Source organism: Runella defluvii, assembly GCF_014195535.1.
GTDB classification, from domain to species: Bacteria; Bacteroidota; Bacteroidia; order Cytophagales; family Spirosomataceae; genus Runella; species Runella defluvii.
Genome location: NZ_JACIBY010000002.1, coordinates 572502 through 590496 on the forward strand (window position 1 = coordinate 572502; position 17995 = coordinate 590496).

The following is a 17995-nucleotide window of genomic DNA, read 5'->3' on the forward strand; positions in this document are numbered from 1 at the left end:
ATGAAGATGCGATTTTTGTGTACGTTGTTATTGGGAGCAATGCAGTGCCTTGCGCAACCCAATGTTCACATTCGGGGGCATTTTGAGGGGTTCCCATCCTCAAAATACCAAATTTCAATAAAACTCTCGAACTCCTTCTATTCGTCGAGTTCGATTGCGAAAGGGTACACTGATAATCATGGCAACTTTGAAACCGATATTCGTTTAGAAACGCCCCAAAAAGTTTCCATTGATTGCCTCGGCTATCGGGTTGATTTTATTTTATCTCCCAACGACACCCTCGTTTTCTGTAATCCAAGCCGTATGCAGTCACCACAAGTGCAGGGGCGTACGGCCGCACTGCATCAGTTTTTGTACGAAAGTATGCTGTTCGGGAAAGATTCTTTGGCCGACAAACCGCTGGTGAGGCACATGTCTTTGGATAATTACAGTACGATTATTAATGACCTCGCTGATCAGTATTGGGAACGCTTTCAACGAACGTGTGATACTAGCCATTCGTTTATGAACACCTACGTAATGGCATCCATCGAAGGACAAAAGTTTATTCGTAAACAGGCCCACCTTCGGTCGCAGGGAGAATTGTATATCAACGAAAAGCCGCCTTTTAAACTACTTTCAGACGATGCCCGAATCTCTGACTCATATATCTCGTCTGTTCAGCAGCATTTTTTGGGAACGAGTTTAGATATGGGTATGGTACGAGGAACATTTGTCATTCCAGACAGTACTCAATGGGAAAAGGCTTACAATACGCTTTCGGAAGGGCTACAACACCTCCCGCACACGCGCGAGTTGACCCTAGCTCAACTCACGCATCGGTCGCTTTTTACCCGCGGGGGTATCGGCCCCAACGGAAGAACAAAAAATTTCCAAGGGCTTTTCGAGCGCTTTCAACGTGATTTCCCTAATTCCTCTTATTTAGAAGCCATCAACGAAGCCATTATTTCAACTGATATACGCTTCAAACCCATTGAAAAGCCTAAAAATTAGTTGGAGTGTCGAGGGTAGAGTGCAGAATGTCGAGTAAGTGGATTTCATTCGACATTCTGCACTCTACATTCGACATTATTTATTATCTATCTTCGTTTTATTCATTTTTCAACACTTCAGCGGGGTTACTTCTTGCCGCTTTGAGCGTTTGCGAGCCAATCATCAGAAAGGCAATCAACAATACTACCAATAAACCCGCCAACAACTCAACCACCTGCACAGGTGTATGATAAGGAAAATTGGTGAGTACAAAGCGTTCAAAGAAAACATACGTCACGGGCAAAGCAATACCCGCCGAAAGCAGCAACTGAAACAGAAACCCACGGCTAAGCACATAAATAAGATGGCTCGACGTAGCCCCCATTACTTTGCGAATACTTACCTCTTTCAACCGTGTTTCGGTAGTGTAAGCCACCATGCCAAACAACCCCATAGAGGCGATTGAAATAGCCAAAAATGCAAGGAAACCAATGATTTTGAGCAGTGTAGAAAATTCGCTGTAAGCCTCTTCGATTTCTTCGTCATAAAATTTTGCGTTTAGAGGGTGTACTCGGTCAATTCCCTTCCAAGCTGCCTCTATTTTGGCTCTTGTTGCTAGCAAATCGGTACTTTTTATTTTTACATTCACGACGGCTCTATCCTCGGGCGTCCAGTGCATAAAAGCAACGGGTTCAATCAGATTATCGACTTTGCCATAGTGAAAATCTTTCATCACCCCCACAATTTCTACTTTGCGAGTCCCCTGAAAATTGCTGAATGTCACGACTTGGCCTATTGCTTTTTCGGGGTTGTTTTGGCTAATGTTAAATCGTTTTAAAAACCGCTGGTTTACAATCATTTCGGTGGCAGCCATGGAGGTAGTGGGATGCGTTTTAAAACTTCCCCCCGCAATAAGTTGGTACTCATGCAAGGTTAGGTAGTTTTCGTCCACGTTATTGGTCATCACCAGCGCCGAGTCAAGGGAATTTTGGTACTTCACAAAGCCCCCCCAAGCATTTCCTACGCTTGTCACGATGACCGACCGCGACAAGGCCGTCACTTCGGGCATTTCGCTCAGTTGTTTTATAAAAGCATCGGGTCTATTACCCTGCATGTCAATGTTAAGAATGTTTTCGGTGCTGAACCCCAAATCAAAGGAAAGGATGTTTTTGTACTGCACATACCCAACAGCCGTCGTTGTAATAAATATCAATGTGAGGGTGTACTGAACCACCACCAGGGCTCGTCTTAGGGTAAGGTGTTTGAAGACCTTCACGTTCGACACGTTTCGAAGTGCACTCATCGCACTGACTTTTGAAAAGAACAACGCAGGCATGAAACCTGCCATAACACCGACCGTTACCGAAAAAACGACAAAAGCTAGTATCATCCACGGCGTGAGTTCAAGTTGTACCGTTTGCTGCATTTCGGGAGCTAGACTAATCAGTATCGGCCGCAAAATGAGAAACAGCACAAAAGACAACACCAGTGCAGCCAGTGAAATCATAATGGCTTCTACCAAAAACTGTTGCCGTACTTCACTTTTTCCTGCCCCAATCGCTTTGCGAAGCCCTACCTCTTTGAAGCGGCGCATGGCACGCGCAATCGAAAGGTTGGTATAGTTGAAACAGGCTGATAAAATCACCACCAACGCAAGCCCCACAAGTATCCACAAAACCATTGGGGGCATGTGAGGCCCCACCGCACCAGGCCCGCCCTCGGTTCCACGGAGCGTTTCGCCCACCACAATAGTGTATAAGGGAAGAAGTTCAAGTTTTATCTTCGTATTGTTATTGCTGAGGTTTTCTTCTCTTGCCACCGTTTCTAGTTGCGATTCAACCGTCGCAACATCGCCGTTTTCGGGCAATAAAAGATACACGTAATTAGCCCATTTGCTAAGCCATTGATCCAAATTTTTGCCCTTGTTGAGTTGTTCAGCCGTTGATAAAGACACCAATGCCTCAAAATGAATGTGCGAAAAAAACGGAACATCCTTCATGACTCCCGTCACTCGGTAATTGAGGGTATCAAACTGAACCGCTTCCCCAAGCACATCTTCGCGGCCAAAAAGCTTTCGGGCGGCGGTTTCGGTCAACACAATCGAGTAGGGTTCTTTCAGAGCAGTTGTGACACTACCTTCCCGCATCGAGAAGCTAAATACGTTGAAAAACGACGGGGTTGCCCAAACACCCTTGATAGGAAGTACATTATCTCCTACTTTGGCATCTTGCGAAAAGTCATTCCCAACAATCGCCACCTCTTCAGCCCCTGCCACTTTTTCCTGAATGAGCTTTCCCACCTTTATCGAGGTAGCAGCGTATTTACCACTTTGTTCTCCATTGACCGTCGCCATGTTGGTGAGGCGGTAGATTCTGTCACCCTTATCGTGAAACTTATCGTACGAATAGAGATCCAGCACAAAAGCGATTAAAAGCAACCCCACCGACATACTGATGGCAAGGCCAACAATGTTGATGAAAGAGAATAATTTATTGCGCAGCAAATTGCGTCGTGATGTTTTAATGTAGCTTCCAATCATGGCCCAAGGTTTAGTTAGTTCTGTACTAATTTCTTACTGCAAGAGTACTGAACGATTGGAAGTTAAATACAAAAATGGGGTAAATTGGGCTAAAAATGGGATGAATCTCCGTGACACAATGTCGAATGCAGAGTGTCGAGTAAGTGGCTTTCATTCGACATTCTGCATTCGACACTCCAAATATCAGTTTTATTTCAACTTCGACAGTTCCTCTTTTACAAAATTCATCAGCTCGGTGATGTAGCCTTTTGAGAAATCGAAAGGAATGTTGGCTGCGGCGTAAATCTGGCTAATCGGCACGGTGTAACCCAATTTTAGGGCGTTCAAATACCCTTCGAGTCCCTTTTGTGGATTTTGTTTGTAATTGCGCCACACCCCTACGGCCCCTAACTGCGCCATGCCGTACTCAATGTAGTAAAACGGCACTTCGTAAATGTGGAGCTGTTTTTGCCAAATGTATTTTTTCGCGTCATCGAGTCCGTTCCAGTCGGTTATGGAGTCGCTAAATTGTTCATAAACCGTCAACCACGCTGCTTGCCGCTGCTCCACGGTATGCGTAGGATTTTCGTAAAGCCAATGCTGGAATTTGTCGATGGTAGCTACCCAAGGCAGAGTTTCGATAATCGACTCCAAGTGCTGGATTTTGGCGCGGCGCAGGTCATCTTCATTATCGAAGAACACATCCCAGTAGTCCATCGTCAACAACTCCATGCTCATTGAGGCCAATTCCGCCACTTCAGCAGGAGGATTTTTAAACGAATTGAGCATCAAATCGCGCGTCACAAAATTGTGTACAGCGTGGCCACCTTCGTGCAACAACGTCACCAAATCGCGCAGGTTAGAGGTAGCATTCATAAAAATGAACGGCACCCCGATTTCTTCCAACGGATAATTGTACCCACCAGGCGCTTTCCCTTTCCGCGATTCGAGGTCGAGGTGCCCCATGGCTTTCATAATTCGTAAATAATCACCGAGTTGCGGGTCAAGATTGGTAAAACAAGTAATCGTTTTTTCCAACAACTCTTCCCCCGTACTAAACGGTTTTAGCGGCGGGCGATTTTGGGGATCGACTTTAAAATCCCACGGACGAAGCGCTTCCAGCGCCAACGCTTCTTTACGCTCCTGCGCCATATCGTTGAGCATCGGCACGACTGCTTCTGCCACCGATTCGTGGAAGTTAAAACAGTCCTGAGGCGTGTAATCAAAACGCCCCAACGCGGCAAACATATAGTCGCGAAAATTAGCAAAACCTGCATTGGTGGCTACTTCGTGACGCAAATCACGCAGGGAATTGAGTAATTGATCCAGCGTATCTTTGTCGGCCAAGCGGCGCGTTTGAATTTGTTGCCACGCTTCTTCACGCACCGCACGGTCGGTTGATTGTAATATATCCGACGCTTTTTGGAGCGTCATTTCTTCCCCGTTTATCGTCACCGTCATCGCCCCGATAATCGCGCCGTATTTGGCTTGTTCGGTTTGGATTTGGGTTTGTAGCGGAATATTTTCTTCCCTAAAAATCTCAATTGCTTTCTTCATTCCGCGCAGCGCCACCTCAAAACCTTGGTCTTTGAGTTCACTCAAAAAAGGACTATCCAATGCTTTCTTATCTAGCTCATTTCCGTACGTACTGAGCTGTGGCTGAAAGTTTTCCACAAAATCGTTAAACTCCTGTTGATATTGTTCGCTGCTGGTATCGCAGGTCATGCGGATGTATCGCCACGCGAAGTTTTCTGACAAATACGACTCCAATTCGCTTTTGTCCAAAAACCACTGACGAAGTTCGTCCGTTGATTCAATGACGCGGTTTTTTAGGTTTTCGTAAAAAGGTTGAAGTTGCTCCCAAGTCGTTAACGAAAACTCCTCGCCCAAAAACGGACGGGGCGGGCGCTGCGGTATGGTAAGTGCTGACATAAAGCTAAATTTGCAATGTTTTGATTTTGTTGTCTAACAAAAGAACCTAAAAATTGGTTTTTCTGAAAACATCGGACATTTATTTCCCATGCTACTCAATTTTCTCCTTGTGCTCGGCACGTTTGTTTTTATGGAAGGCTTTGCCTGGTTCACGCACAAATACATCATGCACGGCATCATGTGGAACTGGCACGAATCGCACCACGTACACCACAAAGGCTGGTGGGAAACCAATGACCTCTTTGGAATCATTTTTGGCGTATCGGCCACGGGCCTCATCGTAGTAGGCTCAGAAGTAGAAGCACTTCGTTGGTTGATGTACGTTGGTTTTGGCATTACCCTGTACGGCATTGGGTATTTTCTTTTTCACGACGTGATTGTTCACCGTCGGGTAAAAATCAAATTTAAAACCAGCAATCGCTACCTCAACCGCATCATTCGGGCGCATTATATCCACCACAAAGTCCACGAGCGCGACGGTGCCGAGGCGTTTGGTTTTTTGTATGCCCCAAAAAAATACGAGAAAGCTTCCGTGAAGGGCGAATAATAACTCTCAACTACTTCTCAGTTTTTATAGTAGTTTTCATTTGGGTGCGTCTTTTTTCCCAAAATACCAGATTAAGATTATGACAAGATTGTTTTACTGCTGCGCTTTCTTGTTGGCGCTCACGGTAAGTTCGTTTGCCCAGAAAAAGAAAAAAGTCGCATCAACGACCAAAGATGCTATCTTAGTTTTTGCCAAAACCAAGGGATTCCGTCACGCTTCCATTCCCAAAGGAAAAGCCGCGTTGATGTTGCTTGGTGAACAAAACAGATTCGCCGTAGATACGACCGAAGATGCCAGCGCATTTACGTCCGAAAACTTAAAAAAATACAAAGCAGTGGTGTTTTTGAGTACCACAGGTGACGTCCTCAACGATGCCCAACAAACTGCTTTTGAGCAATACATTCGCGGAGGCGGAGGTTACGTAGGGATTCACGCGGCGGCCGATACCGAATACGATTGGCCTTGGTACAATCAGTTGGTAGGGGCGTATTTTTTAAGCCACCCCAAACAGCAAAGCGTGGACGTGGTGGTACACAGCCAAAACCACCCTTCTACCTCGATGCTCCCCGACCGCTGGAAGCGTTTTGACGAATTGTATAATTATAAAAAAATTGTGTTGGGGATTAAAGTCCTCGCCACGCTCGATGAAAGCACCTACAAAGGGGGCGCAAACGGGGTCAATCACCCGTTTATATGGTATCGTGAATTTGACGGAGGGCGATCGTTTTACACAGGTGGCGGCCACACCGACGAATCGTTTGTAGAACCATTGTTTGTCCAACACCTTTTAGGCGGCATCGAATACGCCATGGGACGCAAGTCCGTAAAGAAACCAATGTAAGGGGTTACGTTGGCACCTGAGTACAATCACGAAGAAGGCAGGCCCGAAAGGAACCTGCCTTTTTTATACACCAAAAATCAGCGAAAATGATGCTAAAACTGCGTTTTTTTTGGTACTTTACACAAAATTCTATTTCGCCTTTCCTTACCCATGAAGATAAGAGGTAAAAGTGTATTTACGTACCAAATACACACCCCTACAACCGTTCAAATGCTTCTTAGTCCCCGACGCCAAGAAGGACAAATTGTCCTCAAAGAAGAATTTAGCACCGACCCTTTTGTTCCTTTTAGCAACTACAACGACTCTTACGAAAACCATTGCGTGCGCGCTGTTCTTCCCGTCGGACAACTAACGATTACTACCGAAATAGAAGTGCTGGTCGATGAAGAAGAGGCGCCAAGTGCCCCTTTTCCTCCCTATATTTTAGTGGAAAATTTGCCTACGGAAACGTTGGTATATCTTTCGCCCAGCCGTTATTGTCAATCGGACTTACCCGAACTTCAAAATTTGGCAAGCCAAATCGTGGGCGATGCTTCGTGGGGTTACGAACAAGTAGAAGCTATCAGGCGTTGGATTTACCACCATGTTCGCTACGAATACAACACCACTTATTCGACCACCACGGCCTTAGACGTAGTTTATCAGCGAGTAGGTGTTTGTCGCGATTTTACACATTTGGGCATTGCCTTGTGCCGCACGCTGTCTATCCCCGCCCGCATGACAGTCGGCTACCTCGACAAGCTCAATTTCATGGACTTACATGCCTGGTTTGAAGCCTACGTAGGCGACAAATGGTACACTTTCGACGCCGTCCAGTCAGAAACCCACGGCTACCGCGTTGTGCTTGGCTATGGCCGCGACGCCGCCGACGTAGCGATGGTGACGCAATTTGGCAATGCAACCCTCCACTCGCTGGAAGTAGAGACGGAGCTGTTGGAGGAATGAAAGTTAGAATTTACCCTATGGAATTAAAAGCTACATAAAATTGAACTAGGAGCTAATTCTTTACGATTGACAAAATATCTTGAAAGTTCGTAGAGATAATTTTCAAATTCTCATCCACTAATAACGTGTATGGGATGCCTGTAATTTTAAGCTTTTGCACAAGTTCACTATTAAAGCCCCCCTTTAATTCAGAAAGTTGAGACCAGTTAAGCTTATCTTTTTGAATCGCCTTCAACCAATCCCCTTTATCTTCATCTAAGGAAATACTTATTATCGCTATTGATTTTTTTTTCAAGCAATTGTTGATGCTCTATAAGTATCTTATTCTCATGCCTGCAAGGAGCACACCATGAAGCCCAAAAATTCAATATTGTTTTTCCTTTAATCATTGTACTTAATTGCCTCATTTGCCCTTGCGTGTCTGGAACAGTAAAGTCTTCCACTTTTTTTCCAATGTCATTTTGCTCTGTTTTTTCGATTTCTTTTTGAAAGTCGCGTCCTTCTTCACTATCCTGTAATTCTTTCAAAAGCGACAAAAACTGCTTTTTAGTCCTTTGTACACCACAATAATACATTGCTTGATTTACTAAAAAGAGAGACAAATAGGAATTATTATGAGCATTAATATACTTTTCGATTTCGTCACCAACCATTGTGTTCCTCTTGAGTATGTTTTTCTCCGATTGTACAATTTTATTTTGCAAGTTCATTTGCGAAATAAAATCCTTTGATTCTTGCTCTCCCTCAATGGATAATGTTTGTAATCTATACTCCTTCTGTCCTTCATATTTATATGGAGCTAAGTTTACTTTAATTATTCCATTTGTCAACCATACACCCAATCCTCCCTTTACCTTATCTGAATTTATTATCGCAAGACAGGGGTGTTCTACATAGCCTTCAAAAACAAATTTTCCATTTCTTACCTTTGAGACTGGTTCGCTTATTTCATTATTACCTATGACCATGATGGTAATTGTAGAAATACTATCCGCATTACTAATTTCCCCCTCTAATCGAAATGACTGCTTTTGGGCATATAATTCTAAATTAACACCTATAAAAAACAAAAAAATAAAATTTCTCATAACTGTCCGTGCTTTTAACTGAAAAGAATAAAATTCGCCTAAACAAAATCAAACAATCATTTAATTTACACTAATTAATTATTTTAACGTGTTAATTACAATTATATTATTTCAACAACTACTACAAATGTTGCGCCTCTACCGAGGCCACTTTGAATTCCTCCAAAAATTTTGATTAAATATTTAAATGGGTTTTAAGAAACGTATGGGTGTGAAAATCGAAAAAAGGTTTCATGGGCGTAGGATTTTAAAACGTTGAAAATTCGTGTAGAAGAAGACACTGTAAATCAACAGATTAAAACTTCATTTCCAACAACATACCGATAGAATCGCACGAAAAACTTATCAAACGGTAATAAATTTTTCAAACCGAATCTGTTTTGCAAATTTTGTACTATCTAAACAGCCTATAAAAATGCGTAAAACAACCCTTCTCGCCTGTCTCATTTTTTCCATAAGTACCGCTCTACTAGGACAAAACCCCTCTCAAGCCACTAAAATTGACCAATTTTTGCAAGCTATGGCCGCCAAAAGCAACATTCCAGGCTTTGCCATTGCAGTTGTAACAAAAGATTCGGTGATTTTATCAAAAGGGTACGGAATCGGTTCCGACAATCGGCCAATCACCTCACAAACACCATTTGCGATTGCTTCCCTCAGCAAAGCTTTCACTGCGATGTCGGTAATGCAACTGGCAGCTGCCCACAAAATCGACATTTCTTCTCCTGTCAAAAGGTACATTCCATCTTTTGAACTTGATGACCCGCGAGGTCAAAAAATAACCGTTGACCACCTTTTACACCAAACCAGTGGCTTGAATGACAAGGTCTTCCCCGAGCTGGCCTTTCATCACCAACCGACTTCCCTAAACGAAGCGATTTCCCGCCTGAAAAATGTCAAACTTGGGGTTAATCCAGGTACAAAGTTCCGCTATCACAATCCAAATTATCAAATCCTTGCACAGACTGTCGAATCGGTCAGTCAGCAAGCCTTTCCCCATTATTTGGAACAGCAGATTTTTAAACCACTTGGGATGAATAATACCAAGAGCGTTTCCTTGACAAAATCGTTCTCCAGTAGCTCGGCGCGTTTTCAAAATGGCCACATTTTTGCCCTAGGAAAGCCAATTTCTATTCAGGAACCCGATTGGTTTGTCGAGGGTGCAGCAGGAATGGTTTCCAATGCAGAGGATATGTCCAAGTGGCTTAGGTTGCAATTGAACCATGGTCAATGGAACGGTGCGTCGCTACTGGATAGTGTTCATTTAAAAATGATGCAAACCTCAACAAAAACATCGCCCTATGGAATGGGTTGGTTTGTTGCTCCCAATGGCACGATTAGCCACAGTGGGATTCTGTGGACATACAGCGCCGAACAGATGATTTCTGCAAATGGCTACGGCATTGTTATTTTGTTTAACGGTGGAATCAATCTTTTCGAAGATTACCACGCTTTCATTCAAGGAGTCGCTGATATTTTGGACAATAAAACGGCTGATGTCCCAATTGTACCGAGTTGGCTTTATCCACTTTGTGCTTTTTTAATAGGCATACTTTCTATTGGTTTGGCAACTAGACGTTTGTTTCGGCAAAACCATTGGTACAAAAACTACGTTCGTCGCCCAGCCTGGCTTACAATACTTTTTCTTTTTACCCGAACTCTCCCGCTCATTTTATTTTTATGCAGCCCTTATCTGCTGACCGCAATCAGTGGCCGCGTACTCAACTGGAAACGCATTTTTCTGATGGGGCCAGACATCACTGTGGTATTAACCATTATCGTGCTGTTAAACACCCTAGTGGTAGTGAGGCGATTGTATTTTCTAGCCAAACTGAGATAGATATTATTTTATATAAAGTATATTTACATATAAATAATACTTTTAATACAGTAACATTTGTTCATCCAGAAAATCTATGCTTATGTACTGGCACTACCTCACCTTTGCTTGGCGCCGCATTCGGCGTGAGAAAAAAATTAACTTAATCCGCATCGCTAATTTAGGTATCGGACTGGCAAGTGGCTTGGTCATTTTTCTTGTCGTCAACTACATGTTGACCTTCGACCGTTATCACCCTGAGGTAGAACGCTCGTATTGGGTAGTGACCGACCTAAAAAGAGAAACAACGCTCCAAACCGATGCGGCTCCTCGCCCTTTGGCCGAAGTACTCCGCCGCGATTATTCGTTTGTAGAAAGTGCTGTGAAATTAGAAACCTTTTTTGGACGTACCATCAGCATTCCTAATGGCCAAGGAGGTTGGGAAAAGAAGTTCAATGAATCGCGAAACATGTGCTTCACCGAATCTCAGTATTTTGATTTGTTTGGGGTAGAATGGCTCAGTGGCGACCCTCAAAAAGCCTTGGCAACGCCCAATGCCATCGTCATCAGCGAGCGATACGCCGAGAAATATTTTCAAACCACACTCGCCCTTGGGAAAACTGTACGACTGGACAATCGGGTCAATCTGACCGTTACGGGTATCATTAAAAATCCACCCTCAAACACCCAACTTCGTTACGACGGGCTCGTCTCCTACGCAACCCTCACAAACTTAGAACCGCCCACTGCCCTCAACGATTGGCTAGGGCTTCAAAGCATGTGTTTTGTTCGACTGCGCAAGGGCATTTCTCCCAACCAACTCACCACTGCCTTGGCAGCCGTTCAGAAGAAGCATTTGCCAGCGGCTCAACTTCGCAACTTTTCGTACCACGTTCTTCCGCTGACGGAGCTCAATCACGCTCGGAGCGGCATGGCACCTCGCCCTATATTGTTTGCTTTGATGGCCGTTGGATTGTTGCTTGTGGCGGCGGCTTGTATCAATTACATCAACTTGGCCACGGCCCAAGCCTTGCAACGCGCCCACGAAACGGGCGTTCGCAAAGTAGTGGGTAGCAATCGCTGGCAATTGATAAAGCAGTTTATGACCGAAACCGCCCTGCTGACTTTCGCTGCCGTGCTTCTTGCCTTAATTTTGACCCAGTTGGCGCTGCCCGTGGTCAATGACACCCTCACTCAGCAAGATGAGACGCTTCATCCCAACATTTCTGTTTTGGATGTATTTACCCCCAATGCCCTCCTTTGGTTTGTTCCACTGGTATTGGGTGTAGTTTTTTTGGCGGGTTTTTACCCTTCTTGGGTGTTATCGGGTTTTAATCCTATCAAAGCCCTCGCGGGGCGATTGACCCGAGCCAAAGGCGGACTCACCATTCGGAGAACACTGATAACGGGACAATTTTTGCTCACTCAGCTCTTTTTGATTGTCGTATTGGTCATTACCAGCCAACTTCGACACATGCAAAAAGCCGATTGGGGCTTTAGAACCAACGACAAATTGGTGGTTTGGTTGCCCAAACAAGGCCCTATTCCTTACGAACGGTTACGCAAAAGTTGGTTAGATACGCCTGGGGTACAATCCGTCACATTTGCCAACGAACCACCCGTTTCTCCTTATAACCGTCCCAGTCCGTTCAGTTATCATACCTCTACAGAACCCGAATCGTTTGAAATCCTCGTCCGCACCGCCGATGAACACTACTTGTCGGCTTTTGGGCTTGCGCTCGTCAAAGGACAGAATTTTAGCAAAACGGATACCTCTCGCCACGAAGTGCTGGTGAACGAAACTTTTGTAAAACAGCTCGGCATCGCTTCCTCGAATGAAGTCATCGGCAAACCCATTCATATTAAAGGTACAGAGCACATTATTGCGGGTGTTGTTAAAGATTTTCGCACGGGAAATTTGCACGAGCCCATCCGCCCAATCGCGCTGGTACATGACTTATCTCACAGCTCGATGGCGGTTCTCACCTTTGCACCCTCGGCAGTGTCCTCGGCTACTAAAACAGTTGAAGCAATTTGGAACAACACTTTTCCAGAAGATATTTACAGAAGAAGTTTCTTGAATGAACTGCTCGACTCTTTCACAAAAATGGAGCAACTTCTAGCTGGGTTTGTGCAGATTTTCGCCTTTATTGCCATCGTCATGAACTGCCTCGGGCTGTACGGCCTGGTGACGTTTATGGCCGAAAAACGGGCGAAAGAAATTGGCGTTCGGCGGGTGCTTGGCGCGCGAACCGAACAATTACTATGGGTTTTTGGGCGAGAATTTAGTCGCTTATTGTTGGTGGGGTTTGCCGTTGCCGCCCCCCTAGGTTGGTGGCTTACATCGGGCTGGTTACAGCAATACGCCTATCGCATCCAAATGAGCGGCTGGTTTTTGGTGGCTACGCTTGGGCTCATGGTTGCCATTACTGCCGCCACCATCATAGGCCACGCCATGAAAGCCGTTGTGACCAATCCCGTGAAGCACTTGCGCGCAGAGTAAAATAACACGATGTGAAAGCAATTAAGCGATGCTTAAAACAAAGCCCCACGCTCAATGATGAACGTGGGGCTTTTAATTTGATGCTTCACTAATTTTTCTTCAATTTCTCCTTAAACACCTTGCGGAATTTATCCACTTTGGGTGCTACCACGAAGGCACAATAGCCTTGGTTTGGGTTGTTGGCAAAATAATTTTGGTGATAAGCTTCGGCCACATAAAACTTTTCCGCTTTCGCCACTTCCGTTACGATGGGCTTACTGTAAGCACCCGAAGCATTGAGTTCTTTAATGGCTTTTTCGGCCAACTGTTTTTGCTCATCGTTGTGGTAAAAAATGACCGAGCGGTACTGCGGCCCCACGTCGTTTCCTTGACGGTCTTTGGTCGTTGGGTCATGGACGCGGAAAAATACCTCCAACAATTCCACGTAACTCACCTTTTTAGGGTCATATTTGATTTCCACACATTCGGCATGACCCGTTACTTTGCTACATACTTGTTCGTAAGTGGGATTTTCGATAAATCCACCCGAGTACCCCGACACCACCGACTCCACACCTTCCATCTCGTGATAGACGGCTTCGGTACACCAAAAACAGCCCGTACCAAAAGTTGCGGTGGCCAATCCTGTCTGGGTTTTTGCTTTGTCTTCCATTTGTTCGATTTTTTTTGCCGACTGTCCACACGACGAAAGTGCCGTCAGCGTCAGCGTTCCGAGAATCAATTTTTTGAGGAATGTTTTCATAATTAATCAACAAAAAAGGGGTTGTGAAAGTGCCTTAGCGTCTTTCCCGCAAATACATACGAGAAAAGACGTAATTTTAACGAACTTTGCAGCGAAAAGTTTTGTGATACAATTATCTGACTTTTAATTCAAAGCGAATGTCAGCCATCTGACACTTTTTCCAAAATGACGAGAACCGAGCTTTCCACTTTAGGCGAATTTGGGCTAATTGAGCGCATCAATCAGCAATTTACTCCTGTTTTGCCCCAAACCATCAAAGGAATTGGTGACGACGCTGCCGTCATCGACACGGGTAGTGATGAATATACGTTAGTTTCGACCGATATGCTCATCGAGGGTGTTCATTTCGATTTGAGCTACGCCCCTCTAAAACATTTAGGCTTTAAGGCCGTGGCTGTCAACGTCTCTGACATTGCTGCCATGAATGGCACTCCTCGCCAAATTACAGTCAGCATTGGGCTAAGCAACCGTTTTTCGGTGGAAGCCATTGATGAGCTGTATGCGGGCATTCAAACGGCGTGTGAAGCCTACAAAGTTGACTTGGTAGGAGGCGACACGAGCGCGTCGCGGTCGGGGCTAGTGCTATCAGTGACGGCCATCGGAACGGTCAAAAAAGATAAAATCGCGTACCGAAACGGCGCCCAACCCAACGATGTCATCTGTGTGACGGGCGACTTAGGCGCGGCGTACTTAGGACTTCAATTGCTCGAACGCGAAAAAAGGGAGTTTTTAGAAAACCCCAACATGCAACCCCAACTTGAAGATAAGGCTTATTTGATAGGCCGTCAGCTCAAGCCCGAAGCGCGTACCAACATCATTTATGAGTTGAACGATGCCGATTTGGTGCCTACTTCGATGATTGACGTATCCGACGGATTGGCATCTGAAATCTTGCATTTGTGCAAACAATCGGGAACGGGTGCCCAAATTTTTGAAGAACATATCCCTGTCGCCGATGAGACATTCCTCACCGCCGATGAGTTTAAATTAAGTCCTTTAACGTCAGCGTTGAACGGTGGCGAAGATTACGAGTTGTTGTTTACGATTAAACAAACCGACTACGAAAAAATCAAAAACTCACCGCACATTAGTTTCATTGGCTTTATGACCAATGACCCCTCTGCCGTAGAAATTGTAACCAAAGGAGGCGGCCGCTTTCCCGTGCAAGCCCAAGGTTGGCAGCATTTGACGCGGTAGTAAGTGTGGATTGTGTGTTGGGGTTGTGTGTTCGGGTTGCTCACAACCCGAGTTATGGTGTGTGGGTTGTAAGCAACCCACACCACGACATTGCAACCCACACCACGATATTACATATTCACTAATGTGCTTCCGCGAAGTACGGGCACGACGTCGTACAAGTCGCGCTGCAAGCAGTACGCAATGTCTTTATGAATACCTAAACGCTGCAAACGACGCACGTGCGACGAGTTGGCGACGTATCCTAATAAGTCATTTTGGGCTTGTTGGTACGCCCGCATGGCCATCAAGGCACTGTCTTCTCCAATAATGTATTCGTCTTTGAGGGCATCGACCAATGCTCCCGCAAACAAGGTATCTTCCAAATTGACCCGACCTTTCCAGCCCGCACACAACACGAGTACGTCGTAAGGCTGCGATTTAAGGTGGTTAACAATGGCTCCTAAATTCAAAAATGCGCCCACCAATACTTTCACCGCCGAGGTTTTGGCTTTAGTGATGGATAACGTACCGTTGGTGGTTGTCATCGCAATGTTTGCCCCCACTAAGTCTTCGTCCATGTAGCTAAACGGCGAATTGTCGAGGTCAAACCCTTCGACTTTCATGGCATTCCGTTCGGCGGCAGCGATGTAGCCTTTTTGTTGAAGTTCAAAACATTCTTCCACCGTGGCTACGGGCGTGATACTTCCTACGCCATACGCCAGGCCCGTCACCATGCACGAGGTAGCCCGAAAGATGTCCGTCACTACGACAATCGTATTGTCAATAGTATGAAGGTGAAGCAAATCGGGGGTTAAACAAACATCAATTGATTTCATACAAAAAATATTAGACCGTTGGTTTTACAAAAGGCAATTTCACCACTTGGGCTTTGAGCAAACGCTCGCGTACTTTTACAAAAATTTCACTTCCTACTTTGCTGCTTGCCAATGGAACATAGCCAAGTCCAATTCCTTTTGACAACGTTGGCGACTGCGTTCCTGAGGTAACGTGCCCAATCACGTTTCCGTCGGCATCACACAATTCGTAGTGCCCGCGCGGAATTCCACGGTCAATCATTTCAAAACCTACCAATTTGTTGGCAAGACCTGCTTGTTTTTGGGCAAGAAGCACGTCTGAGTCAATAAAGTTTTTGGTAAACTTAGTAACCCAACCCAGTCCCGCCTCCAACGGAGAAGTGGTATCGTCAATATCGTTTCCGTACAAGCAATAGCCCATTTCTAAACGAAGCGTATCGCGTGCACCAAGGCCAATTGGCTTGATACCCAACTCTTTGCCTGCTTCAAAAATAGCATTCCATACTTCAACCGCCGATTCTTTTGGAATATACAACTCAAAACCGCCCGCACCCGTATAGCCCGTGGCAGAGATAATGATGTCAGGCAGACCCGCAAACGTACCTTTCACAAAAGTGTAATAGTCCATTTCTGACAAATTCACCTCGGTGAGTGATTGCAACGCTTCAGCCGCTTTAGGGCCTTGAACGGCAAACAAGCAAAGGTCGTCCGAGATGTTGTGCATTTCGACTCCTTCGGTATTTTGGCTCTGAATCCAATTCCAATCTTTTTCGATATTAGAAGCATTGACGACCAAAAAGTATTCATCCGCACTCACTCGATACACCAACAAATCGTCCACTACTCCACCCTTTCCGTTGGGAAGATAGCTGTATTGAATTTTTCCGTCGAAAAGCACCGAAGCGTCGTTGGCCGACACACGTTGAATCAAGTCCAAAGCCTTGGGGCCTTTGACAATAAACTCACCCATGTGCGACACATCAAACACACCCACGCCGTTGCGAACGCAGTGGTGTTCTTCGAGGTCAGACGAATAGCGAACAGGCATTACGTAGCCCGCAAATGGTACCATTTTTGCCCCCAACTGTTGGTGTAGGTCGTTAAGAGGAACTGTTTTTAGTTGCTCAGTCATGTTCTTGGCTTGTTGAAATTTTGGGTGCAAAGCTACCTTTCTAAATTGACAATCAGAAAAGTGCAGGTTTTGAAAAACGAGTTATTTCAAAAAAATGAACAAGACGCTTTAGGGGCATTTATAAATTCCGCGTACTTTTGTCTAGGAATCAAGCTTTTAAGAAAGCCATGGGAAAGAAAAAGCCACCTATTAATCAAGTAGCCATTGATTTTCATTTGCCCAACCGCACAGTGCTGCACTTGGGGCAAATCGCGGCACAACGTGAAGGGGAGCGCCTTTTCCAAACGCTTTTGACAGAGGAATGGCTACTCGAACCCGCTGGCGAAGCCGCCGACGTGTCGTCGGGACAGGAGATTATTCGGCAAATTGGGCGCCGACTTGCTTATCCCGAAGACGTAAAAGTTGCCCAACTTCACCACGTCGAAAACGATTTTGTAGGCTTTTCGGCTTTGTATCAAAACAAAGGATGGGTTTTTATCAATGCCAAAGCCTCTGATTACGAACGCCACTACTACACCTGTTTTTTGGTCACTTCGTTGGGGTTATATATGAACTACCCCGCCGCTGAACTTAGCGCCCGCGCCGAGCAGTTGGTATTTGAAACTTTCTTACCCGAGGCAGACGTGCGTAGTTTTTTTCACCGAGGTATTTCCAAACTTTCGCCTTCGTTGGCAATGGACATTGCTGATTTTTTCCAAATGCCTTTTACGGTGATTCTCAAACGTGCTCTTTTACTCGAAATCATTTCGGACGAGCAATACCGTAACTTCCGAACCGTCAAGCCCGAGCGCCCCGTCAAAGCTCGTCCCTTGTTTGTTTCCAAATCAAGCGAAAGTGAATACGCCGATGAACAATGGGGGTAATTTCCTCTTGACATCTATCCCTGATTTTTGTAGATTTGTTTTTGCGAGTTACGCGTATCATCTCCCTCATTGATACGCCCTTGCGCCGTTTTTTTATTA

Annotated in this window: 15 protein-coding genes; 8 read left to right on the top strand and 7 right to left on the bottom strand. The window is 45.2% G+C overall.

All coding sequences use genetic code 11. The features are described from left to right. A complete protein-coding gene (locus FHS57_RS07205; protein ID WP_183972184.1) occupies positions 1-993 on the top strand; it encodes a hypothetical protein in 993 nt (330 codons plus the stop codon). A gap of 97 nt (positions 994-1090) precedes the next feature. Here FHS57_RS07205 and FHS57_RS07210 read toward each other — a convergent pair whose 3' ends face one another. Continuing rightward, a complete protein-coding gene (locus FHS57_RS07210) occupies positions 1091-3511 on the bottom strand; it encodes an ABC transporter permease (protein WP_183972185.1) in 2421 nt (806 codons plus the stop codon). 189 nt (positions 3512-3700) lie between these two features. After that, positions 3701-5422 (bottom strand): M3 family oligoendopeptidase, encoded by a 1722-nt coding sequence (locus tag FHS57_RS07215; RefSeq protein ID WP_183972186.1) that lies wholly within the window; start codon positions 5420-5422, stop codon positions 3701-3703. Between the two features lie 88 nt (positions 5423-5510). Between FHS57_RS07215 and FHS57_RS07220 the strand changes: the two genes are divergently transcribed. From FHS57_RS07220 to FHS57_RS07230, 3 genes are all read left to right on the top strand, one after another. After that, positions 5511-5969, top strand: a complete 459-nt coding sequence (locus FHS57_RS07220) for a sterol desaturase family protein (protein WP_183972187.1) — start codon at positions 5511-5513, stop codon at positions 5967-5969. Positions 5970-6048: 79 nt separating this feature from the next. Then, entirely contained in the window at positions 6049-6810 is a 762-nt protein-coding gene (locus tag FHS57_RS07225; RefSeq protein ID WP_183972188.1) for a ThuA domain-containing protein, read from the top strand. Between the two features lie 210 nt (positions 6811-7020). Continuing rightward, positions 7021-7755 carry a transglutaminase-like domain-containing protein gene (locus FHS57_RS07230; RefSeq protein ID WP_229601274.1) on the top strand — a complete coding sequence of 245 codons (735 nt, stop codon included), beginning with the start codon at positions 7021-7023 and terminating at the stop codon, positions 7753-7755. A 52-nt stretch (positions 7756-7807) separates the two neighbouring features. Here the strand turns inward: FHS57_RS07230 and FHS57_RS32140 are convergent, their stop codons facing one another. Next, entirely contained in the window at positions 7808-8050 is a 243-nt protein-coding gene (locus FHS57_RS32140) for a TlpA family protein disulfide reductase (protein WP_183972190.1), read from the bottom strand. Next, positions 8007-8843, bottom strand: a complete 837-nt coding sequence (locus tag FHS57_RS07240; RefSeq protein WP_183972191.1) for a TlpA disulfide reductase family protein — start codon at positions 8841-8843, stop codon at positions 8007-8009. The genes FHS57_RS32140 and FHS57_RS07240 overlap by 44 nt, the downstream gene beginning before the upstream one ends. Positions 8844-9258: 415 nt before the next feature. Here FHS57_RS07240 and FHS57_RS07245 point away from each other — a divergent pair, with 415 nt between their 5' ends. Both FHS57_RS07245 and FHS57_RS07250 read left to right on the top strand, forming a co-directional pair. Beyond that, positions 9259-10683: a serine hydrolase domain-containing protein gene (locus tag FHS57_RS07245; protein WP_183972192.1), complete on the top strand. Its 1425-nt coding sequence runs from the start codon at positions 9259-9261 to the stop codon at positions 10681-10683. Positions 10684-10759: 76 nt separating this feature from the next. Next, a complete protein-coding gene (locus FHS57_RS07250; protein WP_229601275.1) occupies positions 10760-13165 on the top strand; it encodes an ABC transporter permease in 2406 nt (801 codons plus the stop codon). 88 nt (positions 13166-13253) lie between these two features. Here FHS57_RS07250 and msrA read toward each other — a convergent pair whose 3' ends face one another. After that, a complete protein-coding gene (gene msrA, locus FHS57_RS07255) occupies positions 13254-13907 on the bottom strand; it encodes a peptide-methionine (S)-S-oxide reductase MsrA (protein ID WP_183972193.1) in 654 nt (217 codons plus the stop codon). A gap of 165 nt (positions 13908-14072) precedes the next feature. Between msrA and thiL the strand changes: the two genes are divergently transcribed. Further along, positions 14073-15104, top strand: a complete 1032-nt coding sequence (gene thiL, locus FHS57_RS07260; protein WP_183972194.1) for a thiamine-phosphate kinase — start codon at positions 14073-14075, stop codon at positions 15102-15104. A 110-nt stretch (positions 15105-15214) separates the two neighbouring features. Here thiL and FHS57_RS07265 read toward each other — a convergent pair whose 3' ends face one another. After that, positions 15215-15922, bottom strand: a complete 708-nt coding sequence (locus tag FHS57_RS07265; RefSeq protein WP_183972195.1) for a 2-phosphosulfolactate phosphatase — start codon at positions 15920-15922, stop codon at positions 15215-15217. 10 nt (positions 15923-15932) lie between these two features. Next, entirely contained in the window at positions 15933-17033 is a 1101-nt protein-coding gene (gene gcvT / locus FHS57_RS07270) for a glycine cleavage system aminomethyltransferase GcvT (protein WP_183972196.1), read from the bottom strand. A 167-nt stretch (positions 17034-17200) separates the two neighbouring features. On the opposite strand from gcvT, the gene FHS57_RS07275 reads away from it, so the two are divergent. Beyond that, the gene (locus FHS57_RS07275; RefSeq protein WP_183972197.1) at positions 17201-17896 is read left to right on the top strand and encodes a hypothetical protein; all 696 of its coding nucleotides are present in this window, start codon (positions 17201-17203) and stop codon (positions 17894-17896) included. The last annotated feature ends 99 nt before the right edge of the window (positions 17897-17995 follow it).

Bases quoted from the DNA above. Each gene is read 5' to 3' on its own strand.
- gcvT (WP_183972196.1), bottom strand. From the start codon at position 17,033: ATGACTGAGCAACTAAAAACAGTTCCTCTTAACGACCTACACCAACAG.
- FHS57_RS07205 (WP_183972184.1), top strand. From the start codon at position 1: ATGAAGATGCGATTTTTGTGTACGTTGTTATTGGGAGCAATGCAGTGC.
- FHS57_RS07275 (WP_183972197.1), top strand. From the start codon at position 17,201: ATGGGAAAGAAAAAGCCACCTATTAATCAAGTAGCCATTGATTTTCAT.
- FHS57_RS07245 (WP_183972192.1), top strand. From the start codon at position 9,259: ATGCGTAAAACAACCCTTCTCGCCTGTCTCATTTTTTCCATAAGTACC.
- msrA (WP_183972193.1), bottom strand. From the start codon at position 13,907: ATGAAAACATTCCTCAAAAAATTGATTCTCGGAACGCTGACGCTGACG.
- FHS57_RS07220 (WP_183972187.1), top strand. From the start codon at position 5,511: ATGCTACTCAATTTTCTCCTTGTGCTCGGCACGTTTGTTTTTATGGAA.
- FHS57_RS07215 (WP_183972186.1), bottom strand. From the start codon at position 5,422: ATGTCAGCACTTACCATACCGCAGCGCCCGCCCCGTCCGTTTTTGGGC.
- FHS57_RS07250 (WP_229601275.1), top strand. From the start codon at position 10,760: ATGCTTATGTACTGGCACTACCTCACCTTTGCTTGGCGCCGCATTCGG.
- FHS57_RS07210 (WP_183972185.1), bottom strand. From the start codon at position 3,511: ATGATTGGAAGCTACATTAAAACATCACGACGCAATTTGCTGCGCAAT.
- FHS57_RS07225 (WP_183972188.1), top strand. From the start codon at position 6,049: ATGACAAGATTGTTTTACTGCTGCGCTTTCTTGTTGGCGCTCACGGTA.
- FHS57_RS07230 (WP_229601274.1), top strand. From the start codon at position 7,021: ATGCTTCTTAGTCCCCGACGCCAAGAAGGACAAATTGTCCTCAAAGAA.
- FHS57_RS07240 (WP_183972191.1), bottom strand. From the start codon at position 8,843: ATGAGAAATTTTATTTTTTTGTTTTTTATAGGTGTTAATTTAGAATTA.
- thiL (WP_183972194.1), top strand. From the start codon at position 14,073: ATGACGAGAACCGAGCTTTCCACTTTAGGCGAATTTGGGCTAATTGAG.
- FHS57_RS07265 (WP_183972195.1), bottom strand. From the start codon at position 15,922: ATGAAATCAATTGATGTTTGTTTAACCCCCGATTTGCTTCACCTTCAT.